This window comes from Streptomyces sp. NPDC093261 (genome assembly GCF_044753645.1).
In the GTDB taxonomy this organism is placed as follows: Bacteria; Actinomycetota; Actinomycetes; order Streptomycetales; family Streptomycetaceae; genus Streptomyces.
In genome coordinates, this window is the sequence record NZ_JBIVNO010000002.1 from 266,561 (window position 1) to 289,468 (window position 22,908).

Below are 22,908 nucleotides of genomic sequence, written 5' to 3' on the forward strand. Positions count from 1 at the left end.
AACGGCGGGGGCCTGCCCATGCGTTGATCAGGTGGGGTCCAGCCCGTGGCTGCGCAGCCAGGGCAGCGGGTCTACCGCGGCGCCGCCGTTCGGCCGCACCTCGAAGTGCAGATGAGGGCCGGTGGAGTTGCCCGAGTTGCCGGAGTACGCGATCGGCTGGCCGGCCTTCACGGTCGTCCCGGACGCGACCCGGTAGCTGGAGAGGTGGCAGTACCACGTCTCCGTGCCGTCCTTCGCAGTCACGATCATCATGTTGCCGTAGGCGCTGTTCCACTTCGTGGTGACGGTGCCGTCGGTCGCGGCCATGACCGTCGTGCCGTACGAGACGGGGAAGTCGATGCCGGTGTGCACCGACATCCAGTTGACTCCGGCCTGGCCGAAGTAGGCGCTGAGCCCCTTCTGCGTGACCGGCAGCACGAACTTCGGGCGGAGCCGTTCCTTGAGGGCCGCCTCCGCCGCTGCCTTCTTCTGCTCGGCCGCCTGCTGGGCCTTGAGGTCGATACGTTCCTGCGTACGGCTCGCCCGGTCCGCGAAGTCGTTCGCGCCCGCGGAGAGGCTCTCCAGCTGGGAGTCCAGCTTGGTGTTCGCGGCGGACGGTTTCACCGGCGTCGCGCCGGACGCGCTCGCCGTGGTCTCCTTGCCGTCGCTCCCGCCCACGCCCACGGTGGCGGCGGCGATCCCGGCGACCCCCATCACGCACACCGACGGCACGGCGACGGTCAGCAGCGCGGAGCGCTTCGGGGGAGTACGGCGCCGGGACCGGCCGGCCGAGCGGGACGCCGCACGCGAGGCCGGTGCGGGAGTGATCTCTTCCTGGTCGTCGAGCAGGTGCGGGTCGCCGGACGGCTCACGCGCGGGCTCCGACTCGTCGTCCGTGGGGTGCTGCTCGTACGGGAGCTGGTCGAAGGCGGCGGTGGCCCGCTGGTCGAAGCCGTCCGCGGTGTCGGTGTCGAAGACCTGCGTCTCCGGGTGCTCGAAGGCCTGTGCCGCCGGCTGGTCGAAGGACTCGGCCCGCTCGAAGCGCGCCGCCGCCTGCCGGTCGTGTTGCGTCTCGTGCTCGGCCGCGCCGCCCGAGTTCCACTGGGTGGCGTCGTACGCCCCCGTGTCGAACCCCTGCGTGCCCCAGTCCCACTGCTGGGTCCCGTCGGCGGACTGGCCGGCCTCGCGCCAGGCCCCCGCGTCCCACTGGCCGGTGGCCTCGGGGGCCCCGCCCTGCGCGGGGATGCCGGCGAGTCGCTGGTAGCCCACGGCCCAGGCGCTCGTGTCATGGCTGCCGGTGTCGAACGCGGCGTGATGCTGGGCGGCGTACGGGTCGTAGTGGAGCGTCTGGTGTGTGCCGGTGGCGAGCGGATGGCTGTCCGCGCCATGCCCCGGATGACCGGCGGCCGACCACCCGGAGGTGTCGTACGAGCCGGTCGCGCCATGGCCCGGGAGGTCACCGAAGAGGGGGTCGGCCGAGAAGGCGGTGGCCGTGTGGCCGCCGGCGCCGAAGGCGGTCGCGGCAAGATCGGTGTACGACGTGAAGTCACCGTACTGGCCGCCCTGTCCGCCGTACGACGCGTAGTGCGCGGAGGCGGCATCGGGGGCCGGAGCCGGGGGAGTCCCGGTTCCCGACGGGTGACGGTCGTTCACCAACTTCTCTTTCGCCTCGACAGCAGGGGCTGGCAGAGCAGTGCGGCGACTGTACCCGGCGGTACGCGGGCGCGACAATCTTCCGCAGGTTTCCCTCGGGCAGGAAACGGGCAATCGCCCGTGTTTAGGCGGTCCCCGGGCAAGGGCTTGGCTTTGCGTTCGATGAACGTTCGAGGGTTGGAGGATGACGGGGAGGTGTCGGGGGGCGGCTGTCACGCCACCGTCAGGCCCCCGGTGCGCGCGTCCGCCGCTGCCGCCGGGTGGGCGAGATCCAGCGCCTGCCGTATCCCGGTCGCGACCGCGGGGTGGACCGGCAGGGCCAGATGGCCGATCCCGCTCACCCGGACGTTGTGCGCCAGCAGATCCGGGTGATCGACACAGGCCGTCTCCAGCGGATCCATCAGCGGGTCCAGATCGCTCCAGAAACTCACGAAGTGCGTACGGCAACCGGGTGCCGGCTCGTGCAGCTCCTGGATCAGCTCGGAGCCCGGGCGCATCTGGCGGACGATGGGGTGCGCGTTCGCGAGAGGTGCGACACGGGTGCCGGAGTGGGGCGTGCCCAGTGTTACGAGCGTACGGACGTGCAGGTCGCCGCCGAGGCGCTGGACGTAGTACCGCGCGATCAGTCCGCCCAGGCTGTGGCCGACGACGTCCACCTGCGGCCGTCCGGTGCGCTCGCACAGTTCTTCGATATGCCGGCCGAGCAGTTTCGCCGCGGTGCGGACGTCCCAGGTCAGCGGCGAGTAATTGAGTGACTCGATGTGCTGCCGGCCGTGCTGGGCGAGGTTGCGGCGCAGCAGGACGAAGACCGAGCGGTTGTCGATGAACCCGTGGAGGAGGATGACCGGGGGTTTGGCCTCGGTCGGCAGTGTCGCGGCGTCCGGGGGGAGGGGGAGCGCGTGGGAATGGCGCTCCTGGATGATCCCCGAGGGGTAGAGGAGCAGATGTCCGGCGAGAATCGCCAGCTCCAGGGCGGTGGCCTTCAGCAGAGCCACGGAGAGACCGGCCAGCCGGCTCGGAAACATACGCTGGCACAGCGGTAGCAAGGGCTGCACTGCCCGCGTGACCATCATGGCCGACCTCCCGTCGGCGCACGTGAGGACGCCTGCGTCCCCCGTGTGCCCTTGATGGAAAGCCGTCTGGCGGTGGCCTGTCGGGGCAGGTGCCGTGGCTACGGTCGTACCGCGGATGCGGCACATGAGCCGGTGGCGCGGCGGGCGGCCTTCTCGTCGTCATGACGAATGGCGTTCCCGCCGTCCGCGTGATGCGGTCCCGTCCTCCTCGTACGGGTGCGGCTCCCGCTGTCGTCGTGCCCTTGCAATCCTTTGCCGGCGGGCCGGCCACCCGGCGCCCGGCCGGCGGTGGCGTGTCCGCCTGTAGCGGCTCTCCGTGCGCACGATCCCCTCAGACCACGGCGCGCGAACCGCTGATGCTGCGGCGCGTGTGCCGCGGGGAGGGGGGACCCTGCGCGGCTAACGTGTCCCATTGTGTGATTTCCCCCTCGGTCACCACCGCGAAACTGCCGGTTGCGGGATGCTGGCGATAACGTTCGTTCACTTCCCGGGTCGGTGCGGCGCGGGACGCCTGTGCTGCGGGGCTCGTGGCCCGTGTGTCAGCCGGTGCGGTGGTGTGGCGGCGGGGCGGTACATCGGGTACAGGGTGGAGTAGTCGCTTCATGGAGGCAGTGATGGGTGTGGCAGCCGGTCCGATCCGCGTGGTGGTGGCCAAGCCGGGGCTCGACGGCCACGATCGCGGGGCCAAGGTGATCGCACGGGCGCTGCGTGACGCGGGTATGGAGGTCATCTACACCGGCCTCCACCAGACGCCCGAGCAGATCGTGGACACGGCGATCCAGGAGGACGCCGACGCGATCGGACTGTCGATCCTGTCCGGAGCGCACAACACGCTGTTCGCCGCGGTGATCGAACTGCTGAAGCAGCGCGAGGCCGAGGACATCCTGGTCTTCGGCGGCGGGATCATTCCGGAGGCGGACATCCCGCTGCTCAAGGAGAAGGGCGTCGCGGAGATCTTCACGCCCGGTGCGACGACGGCGGCGATCGTGGACTGGGTCCGGGCGAACGTGCGTCAGCCGGCCGGGGCCTGAGTCTTCCGAGGCCTGGGTCCTTCGGGGCCTGGATTCGTCGAGACCTGGGCCCTTCCGGGCCTTCGTCGAGGCTTGGGTCCTTCGGGGCCTGGGTCCGTCGAGGTTTGGGTCCTTCCGGGCCGGGGTTCTTCCATGCCTTCCCGACTTGGGTCCTTCCGGGCCTTCCGGGGCTTGGGTCCTTCGGGGCCGGGGCCCGGAGCTTTGGTCACCCCTCGGCGGGCTGCCGGGCGCCGGGTTGCCGGTCTTCCGGGCCCGGGGACCCCTCGGGAGGGCCGGCTCAGGGTTGTCCCGGCTCCTCCAGTTCCTCCCGCATCGTCGCGCGGAGGCGCAGCGTCGTGGTCAGGCGCTGGAAGGCCTCGGCCCAGTAGCCGACCGCCCCCGGCGACGCGTCCTCCGGCTCGTCGGGTATCGCTGTCAGCGCGGCGAGGCGATCCGCCTCCGCGGGGTCCAGGCAGCGTTCCGCCAGACCCATCACCCCGCTGAAGCTCCACGGATAACTTCCCGCGTCCCGGGCGATGTTGAGTGCGTCCACCACCGCCCGGCCCAGCGGGGCGGCCCAGGGGACCGTGCACACCCCGAGCAACTGGAACGCCTCCGACAGTCCGTGTGTGGCGATGAACCCGGCCACCCACTCGGCCCGTTCGGCGGCGCCCAGCGTCGACAGCAGTTTCGCGCGCTCGGCCAGGGAGACCGCGCCCGGGCCCCCGGCCTCCGGTGCCGAGGGTGGCCCGAGCAGCGCCCGGGACCAGCCGGGGTCCCGCTGCCGGACCGCCGCCCGGCACCAGGCCGCGTGCAGTTCGTCCTGCCAGTCGTCCGCCACCGGCAGCGCGACGATCTCCGTCGGCGTACGCTCCCATCGTGCCGTCCAGGTGCCGAGCGGCGCCGCCTCCACCAACTGGCCGAGCCACCAGGACCGTTCACCCCGCCCGGCCGGGGGGTTCGGTACCACTCCGTCGCGCTCCATGCCCGGATCGCACTCATGCGGTGCCTCGACCACGAGCGACGGCTTCCCCACCGTACGGTCGACCGCCACACAGGCCGCCGCCCGCGCCGCCATCCGCGCCGCCAGCGCCGACTCCGGCAGCGCCGACAGCAACTCCGCTGCCGTCGTCCGCACATTGCGGCTCCGGTCGGCCAACGCCTGTTCCAGGAACGGCTCGTCCGCCGGTTCCAGGCCCGCGCGGAGGGAGTCGAGAAACATCAGGCGGTCCTCCGCCCGCTCGGTCGCCCAGGTGCCGGCCAGCAGTTCACGCGCGGCGGCCGGGTGCCGGGCGCGGAGAGCGCCGAGCAGGGCGACCCGCTCGGCGAACAGCCCCTGCTGCCACAGGCGTTGGACCATCTCGGGATCCTCCGGTGGTAGCGGGGACCCGCCGCCGGGCGCGGAGCGCAGCGCGAACCGCCAGTCCGGGTTGAGCCGGGCCAGCCACAGGGCGCGCGGGCCGGCGAAGGCCAGCACCGCGGGGCGCAGGTCCGTACGCCCCCGGGCCGAGTCCAGCAGCGCGGGCAGCGCCTGCGGGGGTGGTGCGAAACCGCGGGCGTTGGCAAGGGCCAGCCACTGCGGCAGCAGTTCCATGAGGTCGGGTGCCGTCCCCCGGCGGCCGCCGCTGCCCGTGCCGGGGCGATCGGACAGCAGCAGGGCCAGTCTGCGGGCCGCCGAGGGCGGCAGCGGCGGTCGGGGGTCCGGCGCCGCCGGCTCGGGTCTGGGCCCGGCCGCCGCCGGGCGCAGACCGGCCCTGCGGCGCACGGTCTCCACGGCGGCCAGGTCCAGCAGCGCCGTCGGCGCCTTTCGGCCGGACGCCCAGGACGGCGTACGCCGGTCGGTGCCCAGCAGGGCCACCGTCACCAGCTCCTCCCAGGGCACGGCGGAGGCTGTGCCCGGCGCGGCGGGGGTCGCGGCCATATCGGTCCCTTCCCTGTCGGTCGTGAGTCGCTTCGGTGCCGTCAGCACAGCGGGACCGCCTCTCCGGCACCCTCCGGCCAGGCGGTGAGCGGAGTGAACCCGTGGTGGCCGCACTCGCCGAACACCGTGACGGGGGCTCCGCCCGACAGGGCGACCAGACGCCACAGGCCCGGGCGGGCACCGGCCGCACGCGTGAGAGGGAGCGCCGTGTCGCCGTCCGCGTCGGCCAGCTGCCAGGAGTCCTCGACCGGCGTCGGTATGACCCGTCCCAGGGTCACCGGAAGGGAGTCCAGCCACGGGTCGTCAGACAGCGCCTGCCCGTACCGCGCCACCGCCTCGGGCGTGGTCACGCCCGGCGGCCGGAACCCCGCCGGTGCCGGGGGCGCGAACTGCTCGCCCAGCGCGGCCCGCAGTTGCCCCGCCCCCGGATACGCGGACACCTCCGCCTCCAGCACCAGGCCCACCGGCAGCGACGGCTCCGGGGCGCGTCCGGCCGCCCCATAGGAGAGGAGCAGCACCGTACGGCCCGAGTCCGCGCCGTACAGCCAGGTGCGGCGCGTCGTCAGCCGGCTGTCCGAGGTGTCGTACCGGGCCAGAATCAGCCAGCGGTCACGGATGGGCGGACCGTCGGGCGAGCCCGGGAGGCCCACCCGGGAACGGACCGTCGCCGCCAGCCCGTCCGGCAGCCGCTCGCGGTGCAGCCAGCCCTGGTCGAGAAGGTGCAGCAGCGCGCACTCCTCCATCAGGCGAACCGGCCAGCCCGGCCCCGACGAAGGGATCACACCCAATTCCCGCACGCGCGCCGCCAGTCCCGGGGCCTGTGCGTCGACCATACGGGCCGCCGTCTCCTCCCATGTCCCGTACCCGTCCCGGTCGGCCGTGGCGAGGCCGCCGCGCAGCAGGTCCGCCAGCCGCTGTTCCAGCTCCGTCGCCCCCGCCGTGATCCGCTCGGCCCGCCGCTCCGCCCTGCGGCGGGCCGCCTCCGGATCGGCGGTCCTCGCGGGAGCCGCGCCGGTGGCGGGCCGCTTCTCCCGCGTGTGCTGTCGGCGTCCCCTGATCCACTGCTCCGCCCAGTCCGGCGCCTGCCCCCGCGACACCACCCCGTCCTCGCCCGCCCAGAGCAGCAGCAGTCCCAACGCGTGCTTGCACGGGAACTTGCGGCTCGGGCAACCGCACTGGTACGCCGGACCGGCCGTATCCGCGAGGTCGACGACCGTCTGATACGGCCTGCTGCCGCCGCCCTCGCACAACCCCCACACCGCCCCCTCGTCGGAGCTGCCCGCCCCCGACCACGGCCCGGCCGCGCCGAGTTTGCTTCCCGCCTCGCGTGACGCGGCGTCAGGTGCCAGTGCCAGCACCTGTTCCGCAGTCCAGCGCACCTCCTGCTCAGTCATGTCTCGAAGGTAGGTCCCGGCACTGACAATCGCCGGGCGAGGGGCGTTTATGCAGGTCAGCGTGCATTGTCAGTGGCGTGGTGCACGGTTGGTGGCAGATCCGAACCGGCCGAGCTGAGGGGGATGTGGCCATGCGTGTGTCCGTTGATCCGATGTCCGTCGAACCGAACCCGAGCGAGTCCACGCCCGTGAACGGGGGCAGGGGCCTGGGCCCCGGCGAGGGGGCGTCCGGGCCCGTGGGCACGTCCGCGGACGTGACGGTGCGGGAGCGGACACACGAGCCGGCGGCGCAGGCGGGGGACGCGGCGGCCGAGGCTCTGCGGCCGCACGCCGAGGACGCCTTCGCGGCCGAACTCGCCGCTGTGGCCGCGCAGGACGACCGGCCCCGCCCGGCCCGCTGGCGGCTGTCGCCCTGGGCCGTGGCCACCTATCTGATGGGCGGCACGCTCCCGGACGGCACGGTGATCACCCCGAAGTACGTCGGCCCACGCCGTATCGTCGAGGTCGCCGTCACCACGCTCGCCACCGATCGCGCGCTGCTTCTGCTCGGTGTGCCCGGCACGGCCAAGACCTGGGTGTCCGAGCACCTCGCGGCGGCCATCAGCGGTGACTCGACCCTGCTCGTCCAGGGCACGGCGGGCACACCGGAGGAGGCGATCCGCTACGGCTGGAACTACGCGCGACTGCTCGCGCACGGCCCCAGCCGTGACGCGCTGGTGCCGAGCCCCGTCATGCGGGCCATGGCCGAGGGGAGGGTCGCACGCGTCGAGGAGCTGACCCGCATCCCGGCCGACGTGCAGGACACGCTGATCACGATCCTGTCCGAGAAGATCCTGCCGATACCGGAGCTGGGGCAGGAGGTGCAGGCCGTCCGCGGCTTCAACCTGATCGCGACGGCCAACGACCGCGATCGCGGGGTCAACGAGCTGTCGAGCGCCCTGCGCCGCCGGTTCAACACGGTGGTGCTGCCGCTTCCGGAGAGCGCCGACGCGGAGGTGGACATCGTCTCCCGCCGGGTCGAGCAGATCGGCCGCTCCCTCGACCTGCCGGCGCTGCCCCACGGCTTGGACGAGATCCGTCGCGTCGTCACGGTCTTCCGAGAGCTGCGCGCCGGAGTCACCACGGACGGCCGGACGAAGCTGAAGTCGCCCAGCGGGACCCTGTCCACCGCGGAGGCCATCTCCGTCGTCACGGGCGGGCTCGCCCTGGCCGCCCATTTCGGCGACGGCGTGCTGCGCGCCGGCGACGTCGCCGCGGGCATCCTCGGCGCCGTCGTCCGCGATCCGGCCGCCGACCGTGTCGTCTGGCAGGAGTACCTGGAGACGGTGGTCCGGGAGCGGGACGGCTGGACGGACTTCTACCGGGCGTGCCGCGAGGTGACGGCATGACAGGCGTGGACAGGCTGCCCGGGGACTCGGCCGGTCAGGGGCCGCTGCTGCTCGGGGTGCGGCATCACGGGCCGGGTTCCGCCCGTGCCGTGCGGGCCGCGCTGGAGGCGGCGCGGCCGCGGGCCGTGCTGATCGAGGGGCCACCGGAGGCGGACGCGCTGATCCCGCTGGCGGCGGACGAGGAGATGCGCCCGCCGGTGGCGCTGCTCGCCCACGCCGTGGACGAACCGGGGCGGTCGGCGTTCTGGCCACTGGCCGAGTTCTCCCCGGAGTGGGTGGCGCTCCGCTGGGCCCTGGAGCACGGAGTCCCGGCCCGCTTCATCGATCTTCCGGCGACGCACACGCTCGCATGGGACAAGGAGGAAGCGGAAGCGACACCGGCGATGGAGAAGCCCGGGGACGCCGGGCGCGAGGCGGGGGAGGAGGCGCCTGCGGACGCCGAGCGCGAGCCGGGGGACAGGATGCCCGGGGATGCTGAGCTCGATGCGCGGGAGGGGATGCCCGGAGATGCCGAGTGCGGGACGGCGGACGGGATGCCCGGGGACGCCGTGTCCGTGCCAGGGAGCGGGGCGTGCCGCTCAGCCCCGGGCTCCGGCGACGCTCTCCGTGTCGACCCCTTGGCCGTGCTCGCCGAGGCCGCCGGATATGACGACCCTGAGCGGTGGTGGGAGGACGTCGTCGAGCACCGGGGGGTGGGCGGCGAGGACCCACTCGCGCCGTTCGCGGTCCTGGAGGAGGCCATGGCGGCCCTGCGGGAGGAGTACGGCACCGGGGGACACCGGCGCGACCCGGTGCGGGAGGCGTATATGCGGCTCCAGGTGCGTGCGTCCCTGAAGGAGTTCGGCCCCCGGGTGGCCGTGGTGTGCGGGGCCTGGCATGTGCCCGCGCTGCGTCGGATGACCGCCGTCTCGGCCGACCGCGCCCTGCTGAAGGGGCTGGCCAAGGTGCGGACGGACATGACCTGGGTGCCCTGGACCCACCGGAGGCTGTCCCGGGCCGGTGGTTACGGGGCGGGGATCGAATCGCCCGGCTGGTACGCGCACCTGTTCGCCGCGCCCGACCGTCCCGTCGAGCGATGGCTGACCAAGGTGGCCGGACTGCTCAGGGAGGAGGACCGGATCGTGTCGTCCGCCCACGTCATCGAGGCGGTGCGGCTCGCCGGCACGCTCGCGGCGCTGCGCGGGCGTCCGCTGCCGGGGCTCTCCGAGACGATCGACGCGGTCCGGGCGGTCATGTGCGAGGGCTCGGATGTGCCGCTGGCGCTGGTGCACGACCGCCTCGTGGTCGGTGACGTCCTGGGGGAGGTGCCGGCGTCGGCGCCCGCCGTGCCCTTGCAGCGGGACCTCGCGCGGCTCCAGAAGCGGCTGCGGCTGAAACCCGAGCCGCTGGAGCGGGAGTTGGAGCTGGATCTGCGCAAGGACACCGACGCCGGGCGCAGCCGGCTGCTGCACCGGCTGCGTCTCCTCGGCATCGGCTGGGGCGAGCCGACGCTCTCGCGCGGCAGCACGGGCACGTTCCGCGAGACCTGGCGGCTGTGCTGGGACCCGGAGGTGGCGGTGCGGGTCGCGGAGGCGGGGGTGTGGGGGACGACCGTGCTCGCCGCCGCGACCGCCAGGGCCGAGGCGGACGCGATCGCCACTCGGGCGCTCGCCGAGGTCACGGCGCTCGCCGAGCGGTGCCTCCTCGCGGAACTTCCGGACGCGCTGCCCCTGGTGATGCGGGTGCTCGCCGACCAGGCGGCCCTGGACACCGATGTCGGCCACCTCGCCGAGGCCCTGCCCGCCCTGGTCCGCTCCCTGCGCTACGGCGACGTGCGCGGCACGGACACCCGGGCACTGGCCGAGGTCGCCGCGGGTCTCGCGGAGCGGGTGTTCGTCGGGCTGCCACCGGCGTGCGCCGCGCTCGACGCGCAGGCGGCCGAGGAGATGCGCCGTCATGTGGACGCGGTGCACGGGGCGGTGGGACTGCTGGCGGAGGGAGCCCCGCCGGCCGAAGGGGGGATACGAGGGCGGTGGCGTTCCGTGCTGCGGACGCTGTCGGGCCGGGACACCGTCGCGGGGGTCATCCGGGGGCGCGCCATGCGACTTCTCCTGGATGGCGGGGAGTTGGCGCAGGACGAGGCCGCGCGGCTCATGGGGCTCGCGCTGTCGCAGGGCACGGCCCCGGCGGACGCGGCCGCCTGGATCGAGGGATTCGTCGGGGGCGGCGCCGGCGGGATGCTGCTGGTGCACGACGAGCGCCTGCTCGGGCTTGTGGACGCATGGCTGACGGGGGTGCCGGCGGACGCGTTCACCGGCGTACTGCCCCTGCTGCGGCGCACGTTCTCGGCGTATGAGCCGGGAGTCAGACGCACACTCGGCGAGTTGATCCGGCGGGGACCGGGGGCGCCGGGGAGCACGGTGGTCGTCGGCGCGGACGCGTTCGGGTTCGCGCCTGGCCTGGACGCCGGGCGGGCGGACGCGGTGGTCCCGGTGGTGCGACTGCTGCTCGGCCTGGAGGGGCCCGGGGGCAGGGATGAGGACGACTTGGTGGGGGTGGCTCGATGAGTACGGACATGACCGGCCGTGGGGCGGCCATGCCCTCCGGGGGCCCGGGTGGTGGCACGGCGGGTGCGGCCGGGCCCGACGAGCGGTTGAGGCGCTGGCGGCTGGTGCTCGGCGGCGACTCGGCGGACGGCACGGGGTACGGGCCGGCCGGGCGGGACGCGGCGATGGACGGGGCGCTGACCGCGCTGTACGGGAAGGGGGACGCGGCACGCCGGGACCGGGACCGTTCGGCGGGGCTGGCGGCGTCGGCGCCGTCCGTCACTCGCTGGCTCGGGGACATCCGGACGTACTTCCCGTCGTCCGTCGTCCAGGTCATGCAGCGTGACGCCATCGACCGCCTCGGTCTGTCCACGCTGCTTCTGGAGCCGGAGATGCTCGAGGCCGTCGAAGCGGACGTGCACCTGGTCGGCACGCTGCTCTCGCTGAACAAGGCGATGCCGGAGACCACCAGGGAGACGGCACGGGCGGTGGTGCGCAAGGTCGTCGAGGACCTCGAGAAGCGGCTCGCCACCCGTACCCGGGCCGCGCTCACCGGCGCCCTCGACCGCAGTGCCCGTATCCACCGGCCCCGCCACCACGACATCGACTGGAACCGCACGATCGCCGCCAACCTCAAGCACTACCTGCCGGAGTACCGCGCGGTCGTGCCGGATCGGCTGATCGGGTACGGACGGGCGTCCCAGTCCATGAAGAAAGAGGTCATCCTCTGCATCGACCAGTCGGGGTCGATGGCGGCGTCGGTGGTGTACGCGGCGGTGTTCGGGGCGGTCCTCGCGTCCATGCGGTCGCTCACGACCCGGCTCGTCGTGTTCGACACGTCCGTCGTGGACCTCACCGACCAGCTCGACGACCCGGTCGACGTCCTCTTCGGCACCCGGCTCGGCGGCGGTACGGACATCAACAGGGCGCTGGCGTACTGCCAGTCGCGGATCAGCCGGCCCACGGAGACGGTCGTGGTCCTGATCAGTGATCTGTACGAAGGGGGGATCCGGGACGAGATGCTCAGGCGGGTGGCGGCGATGAAGGCGTCGGGGGTGCAGTTCGTGGCGCTGCTCGCGCTGTCCGACGAGGGGGCGCCCGCGTACGACCGTGAGCATGCGGCGGCACTGGCGGCCTTGGAGGCACCGGCGTTCGCTTGCACGCCCGATCTGTTCCCGGAGGTGATGGCGGCGGCGTTGGAGAAGCGGCCCCTGCCGGTGCCGGAGACCACCTGACCAGGGCGAGGGCATCACACAGACGGGACATCGCACTCCGGGCAGCGGCTCGGGAACCGCGCCGAGACGCAGGCCGGAAACGCCGCGCCCGCCGTGGACCAGGCCCGCCGGGGCCGACGAGACGGCCGCCGCGGTGCTGCCGCCGGTCGTCGGCACCTCCGGGGCCGGGGCCGGGGCCGTGCCGCTCGCCGCGCAGGCCGCCCTGGACGCGAGGGGGCGGGCGTACGGCGTGACGGGTGAGGTGATGCCGTCGGCGCCCGGGGGCGCCGCGCAGGTCCGCCGTTCGCCGGGGGCGTAGTCGCGGGCGCGTCGGGGCCGGCGCGGGGGGTCGGGGGTGGGGTGGAGCCGTTCGCGGGGGGCGTCGGGTGGGGTGGAGCTGTTCGCGCAGGGCGTGGCCGGTGCGGCGCGGCCGGTCGTGGGGACGGCCGATGAGGCCCTGTGGACGGCGCGCCAGGCCGTGGAGACGGTGAACGGGACCGTGCGGCCCGTCGTGCACCCGGTGGCGGACAGCAGCACCCATCTGGCGTACGGCGTGACGGGCGAAGTGCGGCCCTTCGCGGACGGGGTCGTGGGCGAGGCCGCTCGTTCGCGGAAGGGTCGCCGGACCGGCGGCGCCGTTCGCCGGGGACCTCGCGGGGACCGCGGGGCAGGCGAGCGGCTCGCCGGCAGGCCACGCGGTGACCGGCGCCCGGGATGTCGCCGCTTCCCTCACCCCGGACTATCCGAAGCACGGCACGTACTCCCTCCGAGCCGGACGCCGTGCGGCAGCGCTGTAGGGCATCCGCACGCTGAGCCCGACGCCATGCGGCACCGCCGTAGCGCATTCGCACTCCTCAGCGGGGAATGAGGCACCGGGGCGGCCGAAAGCCATCGGCCGTATCCGCCGAAACCCCGCGTACCGGGCGAGTGGCCCCATTGGGGTGGGGACCACTCGCTCCTCTCGCTCCTCGCCCCTTGCGGGGCGGCACAGGGGTACCACCGGGCCGGCCCCAACCCGGTGGCACCCTGCCCTCACGTGCACGTGTGACGGGTATCACCGCTCAGGTGTGATCTGCGATTTAGGGCCCCACCGCAAGCGGCGATAACCTGCGAGACGGACATGCCGCGCGCTCGGACACCGTGTGCGCACCCCTTGTGACACATGCGGACGTCACGTTGCCCTTCGCGGCACGCCCACGCATCCAACGAACCGCGAGATCACTGATAGGGACGGAAGCGCGTGGACCTGTTCGAGTACCAGGCGAGGGACCTCTTCGCCAAGCACGGTGTACCGGTGCTGGCCGGTGAAGTCATCGACACGCCTGAGGCGGCGCGCGAGATCACCGAGCGGCTGGGCGGCAAGTCTGTCGTCAAGGCGCAGGTGAAGGTCGGTGGCCGCGGCAAGGCCGGCGGTGTGAAGCTGGCCGCCACCCCGGACGAGGCGGTCGCCCGCGCGACGGACATCCTCGGTATGGACATCAAGGGCCACACGGTCCACAAGGTGATGATCGCCGAGACCGCCCCGGAGATCATCGAGGAGTACTACGTCTCCTTCCTCCTCGACCGCGCCAACCGCACCTTCCTCTCCATCGCCTCCGTCGAGGGCGGCATGGAGATCGAGGAGGTCGCGGCCACCCGCCCCGAGGCCGTCGCCCAGATCCCGGTGAACGCCATCGACGGTGTGGACAAGGCGAGGGCGCAGGAGATCGTCGCCGCGGCCAAGTTCCCGGCCGAGGTCGCCGACCAGGTCGCCGACGTTCTCGTCAGCCTGTGGGAGGTCTTCGTCAAGGAGGACGCCCTCCTGGTCGAGGTCAACCCGCTCGCCAAGGTCGCCTCCGGCGACGTCATCGCCCTCGACGGCAAGGTGTCGCTCGACGACAACGCCGAGTTCCGGCACCCCGAGTTCGAGGAGCTCCACGACAAGGCCGCCGCCAACCCGCTCGAGGCGGCCGCCAAGGAGAAGAACCTCAACTACGTCAAGCTCGACGGCGAGGTCGGCATCATCGGCAACGGCGCGGGCCTGGTCATGTCGACCCTGGACGTCGTCGCCTACGCCGGCGAGAACCACAAGGGCGTCAAGCCCGCGAACTTCCTCGACATCGGCGGTGGCGCCTCCGCCGAGGTCATGGCCAACGGCCTGGAGATCATCCTCGGCGACCCGGACGTCAAGTCCGTGTTCGTCAACGTCTTCGGCGGCATCACCGCCTGTGACGCGGTCGCCAACGGCATCGTGCAGGCCCTGGAGCTCCTCGAGTCCAAGGGCGAAGAGGTCAACAAGCCGCTGGTCGTGCGTCTCGACGGCAACAACGCCGAGCTGGGTCGCCAGATCCTGGACGACCGCAACCACCCGCTCGTGCAGCGTGTGGACACCATGGACGGCGCGGCCGACAAGGCCGCCGAGCTGGCTGCTGCCGCGAAGTAAGGGACGAGGTCACAGACAACCATGGCTATCTTCCTCACCAAGGAATCCAAGGTCATCGTCCAGGGCATGACCGGCTCCGAGGGCCAGAAGCACACCAAGCGCATGCTGGCCTCCGGCACGAACATCGTCGGTGGCGTGAACCCGCGCAAGGCGGGCCAGGTCGTGGACTTCGACGGCACGGAGATCCCCGTCTTCGGCTCCGTCAAGGAGGCCATCGAGAAGACCGGCGCCGACGTCACGGTCATCTTCGTCCCGGAGAAGTTCACCAAGGACGCGGTCGTCGAGGCCATCGACGCCGAGATCCCGCTCGCGGTCGTCATCACCGAGGGCATCGCGGTGCACGACACGGCCTCCTTCTGGGCGTACGCCGGCAAGAAGGGCAACAAGACCCGCATCATCGGCCCGAACTGCCCCGGCCTGATCACCCCCGGCCAGTCGAACGCCGGCATCATCCCGGCCGACATCACCAAGCCGGGCCGGATCGGCCTGGTGTCGAAGTCCGGCACGCTGACGTACCAGATGATGTACGAGCTGCGTGACATCGGCTTCTCGACCTGCGTCGGCATCGGTGGTGACCCGATCATCGGCACCACCCACATCGACGCCCTCAAGGCCTTCCAGGACGACCCCGACACCGACCTCATCGTCATGATCGGTGAGATCGGCGGCGATGCCGAGGAGCGGGCCGCGGCCTTCATCAAGGAGAACGTGACCAAGCCGGTCGTCGGCTACGTCGCGGGCTTCACCGCGCCCGAGGGCAAGACCATGGGTCACGCGGGCGCCATCGTCTCCGGTTCGTCGGGCACCGCCCAGGCGAAGAAGGAGGCGCTGGAGGCGGCGGGCGTCAAGGTCGGCAAGACGCCGACGGAGACGGCGAAGCTGGCCCGCGAGATCCTCGCCGGCTGAGTTCTCCTCTCCGCCGAACGGCCCTGACCGGCTGATCGGCACCGGGTGAACCTCGGTGGGCCCGCGTTCCTGCAGGGAGCGGGGGCCCACTGGCGTTTCCGGGTCCGGCGCACGCCCGGCACACGCGCCGCCGGGGGCCCGGCGACGGGCCTTCGACGGCGACCGGCCTACGGCGGTGGATGGGCGACGGGCCTTCGACGGCGACCGGCCTATGGCGGTGGATGGGCGACGGGCCTTCGACGGCGACCGGCCTATGGCGGTGGATGGGCGACGGGCCTTCGGCGGTGGTCGGCCTATGGCGGTGGATGGGCGACGGGCCTTCGGCGGTGGTCGGCCTATGGCGGTGGATGGGCGACGGGCCCACGGCGGTGGACGGGCGACCGGCCGACCTGCCTCTCACCGGCAACCGGCAACCCCCTCCTCCCCTCCCCTCCTGCCTCCCCACCCTCTCCCCGAAGAACTGTCACCGCGCCTCCGGTACCAGTCGTTCCGGGCCGCGAACGAGCAATGACTCCAGCACTGCGCGGAGTTCGAGCTGCTCCTCCGACAGCGGCCCCGCGGCCACCCGTGGCGGCAGGTCCCGGATCTCCCTCCCCCGGGCGACGGGTCGTTCGTAGTGGTCCTGGGCGATGCGCAGGGTCAGCGTGGTCGCGCCGACGACCGCGGTCGTGAAGGCGACGGCCGCAGCGGTCCACCGCCGGGTGCGCCGCTCGCACCGGGTACGGACCGTGGGCGGCCGGGACGCGCGCAGGGGCTGCGCGGTGGCCAGCTCGCTCAGCCTGCGGCGCAGTACCGGGGGCGCCGCCTGGTCCGGGACCAGGGCGGTGAGCGCCTCCCGGGCGGACAGCAGCCGGGCCGCCGTGACCGGGGTGCTCGCCTGTGTCTCGGCCGCGGCCTCCGGCAGACCGAGGCCGACGCCGTCGTAGAGCAGCAGCGTGCGCCGGTGTGGGGGCGAGAGCGTCAGCAGCGCGTGCAGCAGGGCGCGGTCGGCCGGGTCGGCGGGCTGCGGCTCGGGCCGCCGGTGGCGGGGGAGGAAGCGGTGCCAGGGCGAGAGCGCCCAGTCGTGCGCCGCGGCCCGTACCCATCCCCCGGGATCGGGGTCCACGGCGACCTCAGGCCAGTGCTCCCAGGCCTGCTGGAAGGCACGCTCGACCGACTCGCGGGCAAGTTGGCGGCGGCCGGTGAGCAGATACGTCTGTCGTACGAGGGCGGGTGCGCAGGACTCGTACAACGCGTCGAAGGCCTGACGGGGCGTCACGGGGGGCCGCCCGGACCGCGGTTGCGGGGAGGCGGGAGCCTGTGTCACAGGGCGGCCTGCGGCCCTCCGTGCAGAAAAGTACATAAACGTATATTGAGCGACACATCGGTGCTTCCGCTGTTACGACGGGAAAGCGCGTGTCGTTGGGAGCATGGCGGGCGTGACCCCATGGACCGACCGCCGAACCCCGCCGTCGCCCCCGCTCACCCCGCCGTCGCCCCCGCTCACCCGGTCGCGCGACCGATGGCCCGGGCTGGGCGGCAGTCTCCTGAGCGGCGCCGTCGCCGCGGTCCTGGGGCTCGGCTCGCTCGCCCTGCTCGTGATCCTGCTGTGGATCAGTTCACCGTTCCCCGACAACGGCCCAGGCGGCGCGCTGCGCCTCGCGGCCTCGCTCTGGCTGCTGGCGCACGGTGTCGTCCTCGTCCGGACCGAGACGCTCTCCGGGGTGCCCGCACCCGTCGGGGTGACGCCGCTGCTGCTGGCCGTGCTCCCGGTGTGGCTGCTGTACCGGGCGGGGCGTGACGCGGCGGCCGGGGACGGCGTCGAGGAGCCAGAGGGCGCGGAGGGTGTCGAGGAGACGGCGGGCGGTGCGCCGCTGGTCGCCGCGCGCACCGCATGGCCCGGCGTGGTGGCGGGCTACCTCGGCGTCGGCATGGGGGCGGCGCTGTACGCCTCCGGCGGGCCGCTGCGGCCGTCATGGTCGTGGACAGCGGTGTGTCTCCCGCTGGTCACCGTGGCGACGGCGGGGGCAGGTGTGTGGGCGGCGCACGGGCGGCCGGGCGGGCCGGTGTGGGTGCGCCGGGCGCTCGCGTGGCTGTCCCCGGCGGAGCGACGGCCGGGGACCACCGGGCCGGCGGACGCCGGTGCGTGGAGCCGGCTGGTGGCCTCCCTGCGGGCCGCCCTGGCCGGGGCGGCCGTGCTCGTCGGCGGGGGCGCGCTGCTCGTGGGCGCGTCCCTGGTGTGGCACGGCGGGGCCGCGCGGGCGTCGTTCCTCCAGCTCACGCCGGGGTGGTCGGGGCGGTGCGCGGTCCTGCTGCTGGCCCTGGCGCTGCTGCCGAACGCGGCGGTGTGGGGTGCGGCCTATGCGCTCGGGCCCGGGTTCGTCCTGGGGGCGGGGCATGTGACGGGGCCGCTGTCGGCGGGGCGGCCCCCCGCGCCGCTGCCGCCGTTTCCGCTGTTGGCGGCGGTGCCGGCCACGGGGGGCGGGCCCCCGGGGTGGGCGGTGGGGGCGGTGCCGGCCCTGGCGGGGCTGACGGTCGGATGGTTTGTGGCGGGTGCGGCGTGCGGGGGCCGGAAGCCGCGGCGGGACGGGGCGTGGTCGGCCGGGCGGACGGCGGCGGCGACGGCGGTGGCGGCGCTGGGGTGCGGGGCGCTGCTCGGCGGGCTCGCGGAGGCGGCGGGAGGGCCACTCGGGGTGGCCGCGCTGGCGCACTTCGGGCCGGTGGGGTGGCAGGTGGGCGGTGCGGCGGCCTGCTGGGTGGTGGGCGCGGGGATGCCGTTGGCGCTGGGTGTGCGGTCCTGGCGACTGCGCGGGAGCGGGAAGCCGGAGCGGCGCGGACGGCGGATGCGGTGGCCGTGGCATCGGCCGGCACAGGACACACCCGTGCTGTCCGCGCCTTCGGTCCCGCCGCCGGTGCTCCCGGAACCGGCCGGGGGCCGCACACCGATCGACACGCTGTGGGAGGACCCAGATCTCCAGCCGTACGAGCTGCTGTCGGGCGAGGTGGACCCGTTCCTGTCGGGCTTCGGGGGAAGCGAGCCCCCACCGCCCCCGGGACCGCGCCCCTGAGGGACCCGGGGCGCCATACAGCGCCGTCGTTCCGGCGGTCCGTGGCTCAGTTCTGGGTGCCCAGGACGCCCCGCAGATTCTTCGGCAGCAGGTCGTTGCACGAGTGCTTCGCCGCGGCCGTCGGGGAGTCGTTCACGCAGATGTAGTAGTCGCGGTAGACCAGCTGGGCCGTGAACGTGGCCGCCACCATCGCGATCGCCAGGGACGCCGTGATCAGACCGGTGATCGCGGCCGTCGTCTGCGGGCGGGCAGGGGCCGCCGAGCTGTTCGGGTCGGGGGTGCGGGGCTTGGCGCGCAGCGCGCTCGCGCCCCAGTACACCGCCAGCGCGCCCAGCAGCAGGGCCACGTAAGGCCAGCTGAAGAGGGCGAAGAAGAAGGCCCACATACCGGACAGCAGCGCGTAGCGCGCCCGGCGCTGGGCGGGGTCCGTGGGGTCCCAGCGCAGGCCGGGGCGCTGGCCACCGGGCCCCTCGGGGCCGCCCTGCCCGCCGGAGCCGCCCGGACGCTCGCCGAAGCGGCCGCCCGACGCGGGACCGGGCTGCCGGTCGCTCCACTGGCTGCCCCACGCGGAACGTCCGCCCTCGTCCTCGGGGTCGTCCTGCCCCTCGTCCCGGCCGGGTGCCGGGTGGCGCGGCCGCCAGGGCCTGTCCGGGGTCCCCTCCGGCGGCGGCGCGAAGGGGTTGTCGTCAGGGGACGCCCCCTGGCCCCGCCCACCGCTCGCGGAGTCACCCCCGTTCCCGGGGGTCTCGTCGCTCTCCCGCGGCGGCACGGGCGAAGGGCGCCGCTCGCGCAGCAGCAGCGGAGGGAGTCGGAGACTGCGGTCCGGCATCAGGTGTGCGTCTTCCCCTTGGTGGTTCTGGCGGGCGCTCGTCGACGGAGTGTGCCGCGAGGCTGGTGCGCCCGGGCAGGCGTTCTCGTCCGGATCAACGTCCCGCGCAGGCGCGTCGTTCCCCCGCGTCGATCCGCTTCCCCGGGCGGTTCCTCCGCAGACGCTACCTTCCGGCCGCGCCCCCGTCCCGCGGGGGCCGTCCGGAGTGCCGGTATCGTTGCTGACGGTCGACCGCTTCGTAGACTTCCCCGTATTCGGGTGTGCGAAGCATTCGTACGACCATACAAAAGCTCTCCCGGGCGTCCCGCCCGTCGAGCGACCGCACGAACGTCCCCCGAGAAAGGGCCCCGCCGTGGCCGAGTCCGTGGCCGAGACCGCCTCCGAGTCCGCGGCCAAGCGCCTGGTCGTCCTGGTCTCCGGGTCCGGCACCAACCTTCAGGCGCTCCTCGACGCCATCGCCGAGAGCGGGGCAGCCTACGGCGCCCGGGTCGTCGCCGTCGGTGCCGACCGCGACGGCATCGAGGGCCTCGCCCGCGCCGAGCGGGCCGGTCTGCCCACCTTCGTGTGCCGGGTCAAGGACCACGAGAACCGCGAGGCGTGGGACGCGGCCCTCACCGAGGCCGTCGCGGCCCACGAGCCCGATCTCGTCGTCTCCGCGGGCTTCATGAAGATCGTGGGGAAGGAGTTCCTCGCGCGGTTCGGCGGGCGCTTCGTCAACACCCACCCCGCTCTCCTGCCCAGTTTTCCCGGAGCCCACGGTGTGCGTGACGCGCTCGCGTACGGCGCCAAGGTCACCGGTTGCACCGTCCACTTCGTCGACGACGGCGTCGACACCGGACCGATCATCGCTCAGGGCGTGGTGGAGGTCCGGGACGAGGACGACGAGGGCGCTCTGCACGAGCGCATCAAGGAAGTCGAGCGAAGGCTGCTCGTCGAGGTCGTGGGGCGGCTCGCCCGCAACGGCTATCGCATTGAGGGACGAAAGGTAGTTATCCAGTGACCGCCGAGAGCACCAAGCGGCCCATCCGGCGCGCGCTCGTCAGTGTCTACGACAAGACCGGGCTCGAAGAGCTGGCCCGTGGGCTCCACGAGGCAGGTGTCGAGCTCGTCTCCACGGGCTCCACCGCGTCGAGGATCGCCGCCGCGGGCGTTCCCGTCGCCAAGGTCGAGGAGCTGACCGGCTTCCCCGAGTGCCTGGACGGCCGGGTCAAGACCCTGCACCCCAAGGTCCACGCGGGCATCCTCGCCGACCTGCGCCTCGACAGCCACCGGCAGCAGCTCGCCGAGCTGGGTGTCGAGCCGTTCGACCTCGTCGTCGTCAACCTCTACCCCTTCCGGGAGACCGTCGCCTCCGGGGCGTCCCCCGACGAGTGCGTCGAGCAGATCGACATCGGCGGCCCCTCCATGGTCCGCGCGGCCGCCAAGAACCACCCCTCCGTGGCTGTGGTCACCAGCCCGGAGCGCTATGCCGACGTCCTCGCCGCGGTCCGTGACGGCGGCTTCGACCTGACCGCCCGCAAGCGGCTCGCCGCGGAGGCCTTCCAGCACACGGCCTCGTACGACGTCGCGGTCGCCTCCTGGTTCGCGTCGTCGTACGCGCCCGTCGACGCGGCGGTCGACGGCGGCCCGGCCACGGGCGCCTTCCCGGACTTCGTGGGCGCCACCTACGAGCGCAGGAACACCCTCCGCTACGGCGAGAACCCCCACCAGCCCGCCGCCCTCTACGTCGACGGCAGCGGCGGCGGCCTCGCGGAGGCCGAGCAGCTGCACGGCAAGGAGATGTCGTACAACAACTACACGGACACGGACGCCGCGCGCCGTGCCGCGTACGACCACGACGAGCCGTGCGTCGCGATCATCAAGCACGCCAACCCCTGCGGCATCGCGACCGGCGCGGACGTCGCCGAGGCGCACCGCAAGGCGCACGCCTGCGACCCGCTGTCCGCGTTCGGCGGTGTCATCGCCGTCAACCGGCCGGTCAGCAAGGAGATGGCCGAGCAGGTCGCCGAGATCTTCACCGAGGTCATCGTGGCGCCCGGCTATGAGGAGGGCGCGCTCGAGGCACTCACCAAGAAGAAGAACATCCGGGTGCTCAAGGCCCCGAACGGCCCCTGCAACCGCGTGGAGGCCAAGCAGATCGACGGCGGCGTCCTCCTCCAGGTCACCGACCGCCTCCAGGCCGACGGCGACGACCCGGCCAACTGGACGCTGGCGGCGGGCGAGGCGCTCCCGGCCGACGAGCTGAAGGAGCTGGCCTTCGCCTGGCGGGCCTGCCGTGCCGTGAAGTCCAATGCCATCCTGCTCGCGAAGGACGGCGCCTCGGTCGGCGTCGGCATGGGCCAGGTCAACCGGGTGGACTCCTGCAAGCTGGCCGTCGAGCGGGCCGGCGAGGAGCGGGCGCGCGGCTCCTACGCCGCCTCGGACGCCTTCTTCCCGTTCCCCGACGGACCGGAGATCCTGATCGCCGCCGGCGTCAAGGCGATTGTCCAGCCGGGTGGTTCGATCCGGGACGAGCAGGTCGTGGAGGCCGCGCAGAAGGCGGGCGTGACCATGTACTTCACGGGCACGCGCCACTTCTTCCACTGAGCGACGCCGGGCACCGGCCCCGGAGTTCCCGGCGGCCCGGACACGCGAGCGGCCTCCGGCTTCCCCACGGGGGGAGCCGGAGGCCGCGGTGCGGGAGTCCCGCTCAGCTCAGTACGACGGCTGCTTGGGCCGGTTGAACCACGCGGAGCCGCTGGAGTTGCCGACGAAGACGGCGATGAGGACGGCGAGCACCGTGTGGAGCAGGCCTACGATGATGAACGGGTAGATGCCGAGGATCGCGGTGATGATCGCGAACACCAGGATCGTCACCCGCAGGCCAGTGCCGCCGGTGTTGAACTTCAGGGCCAGCGCGACCGCGAACACCGCCCAGACCAGGGCGAACACCGTGATCGCCCACAGCCAGCCGGTCGAGTAGTCGGCGAGCTGCTGGAAGTTCGAGTTGTCCTTGAGCTGCGCGTCGTTCTTGGCGGCGTGGACGCTGGCCGCGCCGACGGCGAACAGGCCCGCGCCGATCAGCTGGAGACCGACGATGACCCACAGCAGCACACGGGCGGTGGAGACCGTGCCGGGCATGGTCGACGGGAAGGGCTGCTGGCCGTAGCCCTGGGGCGCCGGCGGGGCCTGCGGGTAGCCGTAGCCCGGCTGCTGGCCCTGCGGGTAGCCGTAACCCGGCTGCTGGCCCTGCGGGTGGCCGTAACCCGGCTGCTGGCCCTGCGGGTGGCCGTAGCCCGGCTGCTGGCCCTGCGGGTGGCCGTAGCCCGGCTGCTGGCCCTGGGGCGGGCCGTAGGGGTTGTTCGGTTCACCGAAACTCATGAGCGGTCTTTCCTCCGTCTGCTCAAGTGCGGGGACGAGCGGGACACGGTTCGGAGGAAAGTTCTACAGCTGCGGTCCGTCCCCCCGGATACTGCCCGCGACACCGCCGTTCATGGTTCTCAACCCCTCGCACCTTTGTCCAGCGGCATTTCGCAGGTGTTGTGCAAGTGCAACCTCTTTGATCAGG

At 73.2% G+C, this 22,908-nt stretch carries 17 protein-coding genes; 10 read left to right on the top strand and 7 right to left on the bottom strand.

Annotated elements, in window-relative coordinates:
• Positions 1-27 precede the first annotated feature (27 nt).
• Positions 28-1,632: a M23 family metallopeptidase gene (locus ACIP94_RS07645; RefSeq protein ID WP_402420962.1), complete on the bottom strand. Its 1,605-nt coding sequence runs from the start codon at positions 1,630-1,632 to the stop codon at positions 28-30.
• A 212-nt stretch (positions 1,633-1,844) separates the two neighbouring features.
• The gene (locus ACIP94_RS07650) at positions 1,845-2,705 is read right to left on the bottom strand and encodes a lipase family alpha/beta hydrolase (RefSeq protein ID WP_402420965.1); all 861 of its coding nucleotides are present in this window, start codon (positions 2,703-2,705) and stop codon (positions 1,845-1,847) included.
• A 614-nt stretch (positions 2,706-3,319) separates the two neighbouring features.
• Between ACIP94_RS07650 and ACIP94_RS07655 the strand changes: the two genes are divergently transcribed.
• Positions 3,320-3,736 (top strand): cobalamin B12-binding domain-containing protein, encoded by a 417-nt coding sequence (locus tag ACIP94_RS07655; protein ID WP_402420968.1) that lies wholly within the window; start codon positions 3,320-3,322, stop codon positions 3,734-3,736.
• A gap of 277 nt (positions 3,737-4,013) precedes the next feature.
• Here the strand turns inward: ACIP94_RS07655 and ACIP94_RS07660 are convergent, their stop codons facing one another.
• Together ACIP94_RS07660 and ACIP94_RS07665 are read right to left on the bottom strand one after the other, a co-directional pair.
• On the bottom strand, positions 4,014-5,636 hold the full coding sequence (locus ACIP94_RS07660) for a DUF5691 domain-containing protein (protein WP_402420971.1): 1,623 nt from the start codon (positions 5,634-5,636) through the stop codon (positions 4,014-4,016).
• 41 nt (positions 5,637-5,677) lie between these two features.
• A complete protein-coding gene (locus ACIP94_RS07665) occupies positions 5,678-7,030 on the bottom strand; it encodes an SWIM zinc finger family protein (RefSeq protein ID WP_402420973.1) in 1,353 nt (450 codons plus the stop codon).
• 131 nt (positions 7,031-7,161) lie between these two features.
• Here ACIP94_RS07665 and ACIP94_RS07670 point away from each other — a divergent pair, with 131 nt between their 5' ends.
• From ACIP94_RS07670 to sucD, 6 genes are all read left to right on the top strand, one after another.
• The gene (locus ACIP94_RS07670; RefSeq protein ID WP_402420976.1) at positions 7,162-8,418 is read left to right on the top strand and encodes an AAA family ATPase; all 1,257 of its coding nucleotides are present in this window, start codon (positions 7,162-7,164) and stop codon (positions 8,416-8,418) included.
• Positions 8,415-10,964 carry a DUF5682 family protein gene (locus tag ACIP94_RS07675; RefSeq protein ID WP_402420979.1) on the top strand — a complete coding sequence of 850 codons (2,550 nt, stop codon included), beginning with the start codon at positions 8,415-8,417 and terminating at the stop codon, positions 10,962-10,964. The genes ACIP94_RS07670 and ACIP94_RS07675 overlap by 4 nt, the downstream gene beginning before the upstream one ends.
• Positions 10,965-10,993: 29 nt before the next feature.
• Positions 10,994-12,178 (top strand): VWA domain-containing protein, encoded by a 1,185-nt coding sequence (locus ACIP94_RS07680; protein WP_402421722.1) that lies wholly within the window; start codon positions 10,994-10,996, stop codon positions 12,176-12,178.
• A gap of 133 nt (positions 12,179-12,311) precedes the next feature.
• Complete coding sequence (locus ACIP94_RS07685; protein WP_402420982.1) at positions 12,312-12,476, top strand: hypothetical protein; 165 nt, start codon at positions 12,312-12,314, stop codon at positions 12,474-12,476.
• 921 nt (positions 12,477-13,397) lie between these two features.
• The gene (sucC, locus tag ACIP94_RS07690; RefSeq protein WP_402420984.1) at positions 13,398-14,579 is read left to right on the top strand and encodes an ADP-forming succinate--CoA ligase subunit beta; all 1,182 of its coding nucleotides are present in this window, start codon (positions 13,398-13,400) and stop codon (positions 14,577-14,579) included.
• Positions 14,580-14,600: 21 nt separating this feature from the next.
• A complete protein-coding gene (gene sucD, locus ACIP94_RS07695) occupies positions 14,601-15,485 on the top strand; it encodes a succinate--CoA ligase subunit alpha (RefSeq protein ID WP_402420986.1) in 885 nt (294 codons plus the stop codon).
• A 463-nt stretch (positions 15,486-15,948) separates the two neighbouring features.
• Here the strand turns inward: sucD and ACIP94_RS07700 are convergent, their stop codons facing one another.
• Positions 15,949-16,743, bottom strand: coding sequence for an RNA polymerase sigma factor (locus ACIP94_RS07700; RefSeq protein ID WP_402420989.1), 795 nt, complete (start codon positions 16,741-16,743; stop codon positions 15,949-15,951).
• A gap of 151 nt (positions 16,744-16,894) precedes the next feature.
• Between ACIP94_RS07700 and ACIP94_RS07705 the strand changes: the two genes are divergently transcribed.
• Positions 16,895-18,532: a DUF6350 family protein gene (locus ACIP94_RS07705; protein ID WP_402420992.1), complete on the top strand. Its 1,638-nt coding sequence runs from the start codon at positions 16,895-16,897 to the stop codon at positions 18,530-18,532.
• A gap of 46 nt (positions 18,533-18,578) precedes the next feature.
• Here the strand turns inward: ACIP94_RS07705 and ACIP94_RS07710 are convergent, their stop codons facing one another.
• Positions 18,579-19,361: a hypothetical protein gene (locus tag ACIP94_RS07710; protein WP_402420994.1), complete on the bottom strand. Its 783-nt coding sequence runs from the start codon at positions 19,359-19,361 to the stop codon at positions 18,579-18,581.
• Between the two features lie 352 nt (positions 19,362-19,713).
• On the opposite strand from ACIP94_RS07710, the gene purN reads away from it, so the two are divergent.
• Positions 19,714-20,361, top strand: coding sequence for a phosphoribosylglycinamide formyltransferase (purN, locus tag ACIP94_RS07715; RefSeq protein WP_402420997.1), 648 nt, complete (start codon positions 19,714-19,716; stop codon positions 20,359-20,361).
• A complete protein-coding gene (gene purH, locus ACIP94_RS07720) occupies positions 20,358-21,947 on the top strand; it encodes a bifunctional phosphoribosylaminoimidazolecarboxamide formyltransferase/IMP cyclohydrolase (RefSeq protein ID WP_402420999.1) in 1,590 nt (529 codons plus the stop codon). Before purN ends, purH begins: the two co-directional genes overlap by 4 nt.
• A 108-nt stretch (positions 21,948-22,055) precedes the next feature.
• Here the strand turns inward: purH and ACIP94_RS07725 are convergent, their stop codons facing one another.
• The gene (locus ACIP94_RS07725) at positions 22,056-22,721 is read right to left on the bottom strand and encodes a hypothetical protein (RefSeq protein WP_402421002.1); all 666 of its coding nucleotides are present in this window, start codon (positions 22,719-22,721) and stop codon (positions 22,056-22,058) included.
• Positions 22,722-22,908 lie beyond the last annotated feature (187 nt).

What these genes read in the sequence shown, in the direction of transcription:
- ACIP94_RS07650 (WP_402420965.1), bottom strand. Translation starts at nt 2,705, where the DNA reads ATGATGGTCACGCGGGCAGTGCAGCCCTTGCTACCGCTGTGCCAGCGT.
- ACIP94_RS07655 (WP_402420968.1), top strand. Translation starts at nt 3,320, where the DNA reads ATGGGTGTGGCAGCCGGTCCGATCCGCGTGGTGGTGGCCAAGCCGGGG.
- ACIP94_RS07660 (WP_402420971.1), bottom strand. Translation starts at nt 5,636, where the DNA reads ATGGCCGCGACCCCCGCCGCGCCGGGCACAGCCTCCGCCGTGCCCTGG.
- ACIP94_RS07665 (WP_402420973.1), bottom strand. Translation starts at nt 7,030, where the DNA reads ATGACTGAGCAGGAGGTGCGCTGGACTGCGGAACAGGTGCTGGCACTG.
- ACIP94_RS07670 (WP_402420976.1), top strand. Translation starts at nt 7,162, where the DNA reads ATGCGTGTGTCCGTTGATCCGATGTCCGTCGAACCGAACCCGAGCGAG.
- ACIP94_RS07675 (WP_402420979.1), top strand. Translation starts at nt 8,415, where the DNA reads ATGACAGGCGTGGACAGGCTGCCCGGGGACTCGGCCGGTCAGGGGCCG.
- ACIP94_RS07680 (WP_402421722.1), top strand. Translation starts at nt 10,994, where the DNA reads ATGCCCTCCGGGGGCCCGGGTGGTGGCACGGCGGGTGCGGCCGGGCCC.
- sucD (WP_402420986.1), top strand. Translation starts at nt 14,601, where the DNA reads ATGGCTATCTTCCTCACCAAGGAATCCAAGGTCATCGTCCAGGGCATG.
- ACIP94_RS07705 (WP_402420992.1), top strand. Translation starts at nt 16,895, where the DNA reads ATGGCGGGCGTGACCCCATGGACCGACCGCCGAACCCCGCCGTCGCCC.
- ACIP94_RS07710 (WP_402420994.1), bottom strand. Translation starts at nt 19,361, where the DNA reads ATGCCGGACCGCAGTCTCCGACTCCCTCCGCTGCTGCTGCGCGAGCGG.
- ACIP94_RS07725 (WP_402421002.1), bottom strand. Translation starts at nt 22,721, where the DNA reads ATGAGTTTCGGTGAACCGAACAACCCCTACGGCCCGCCCCAGGGCCAG.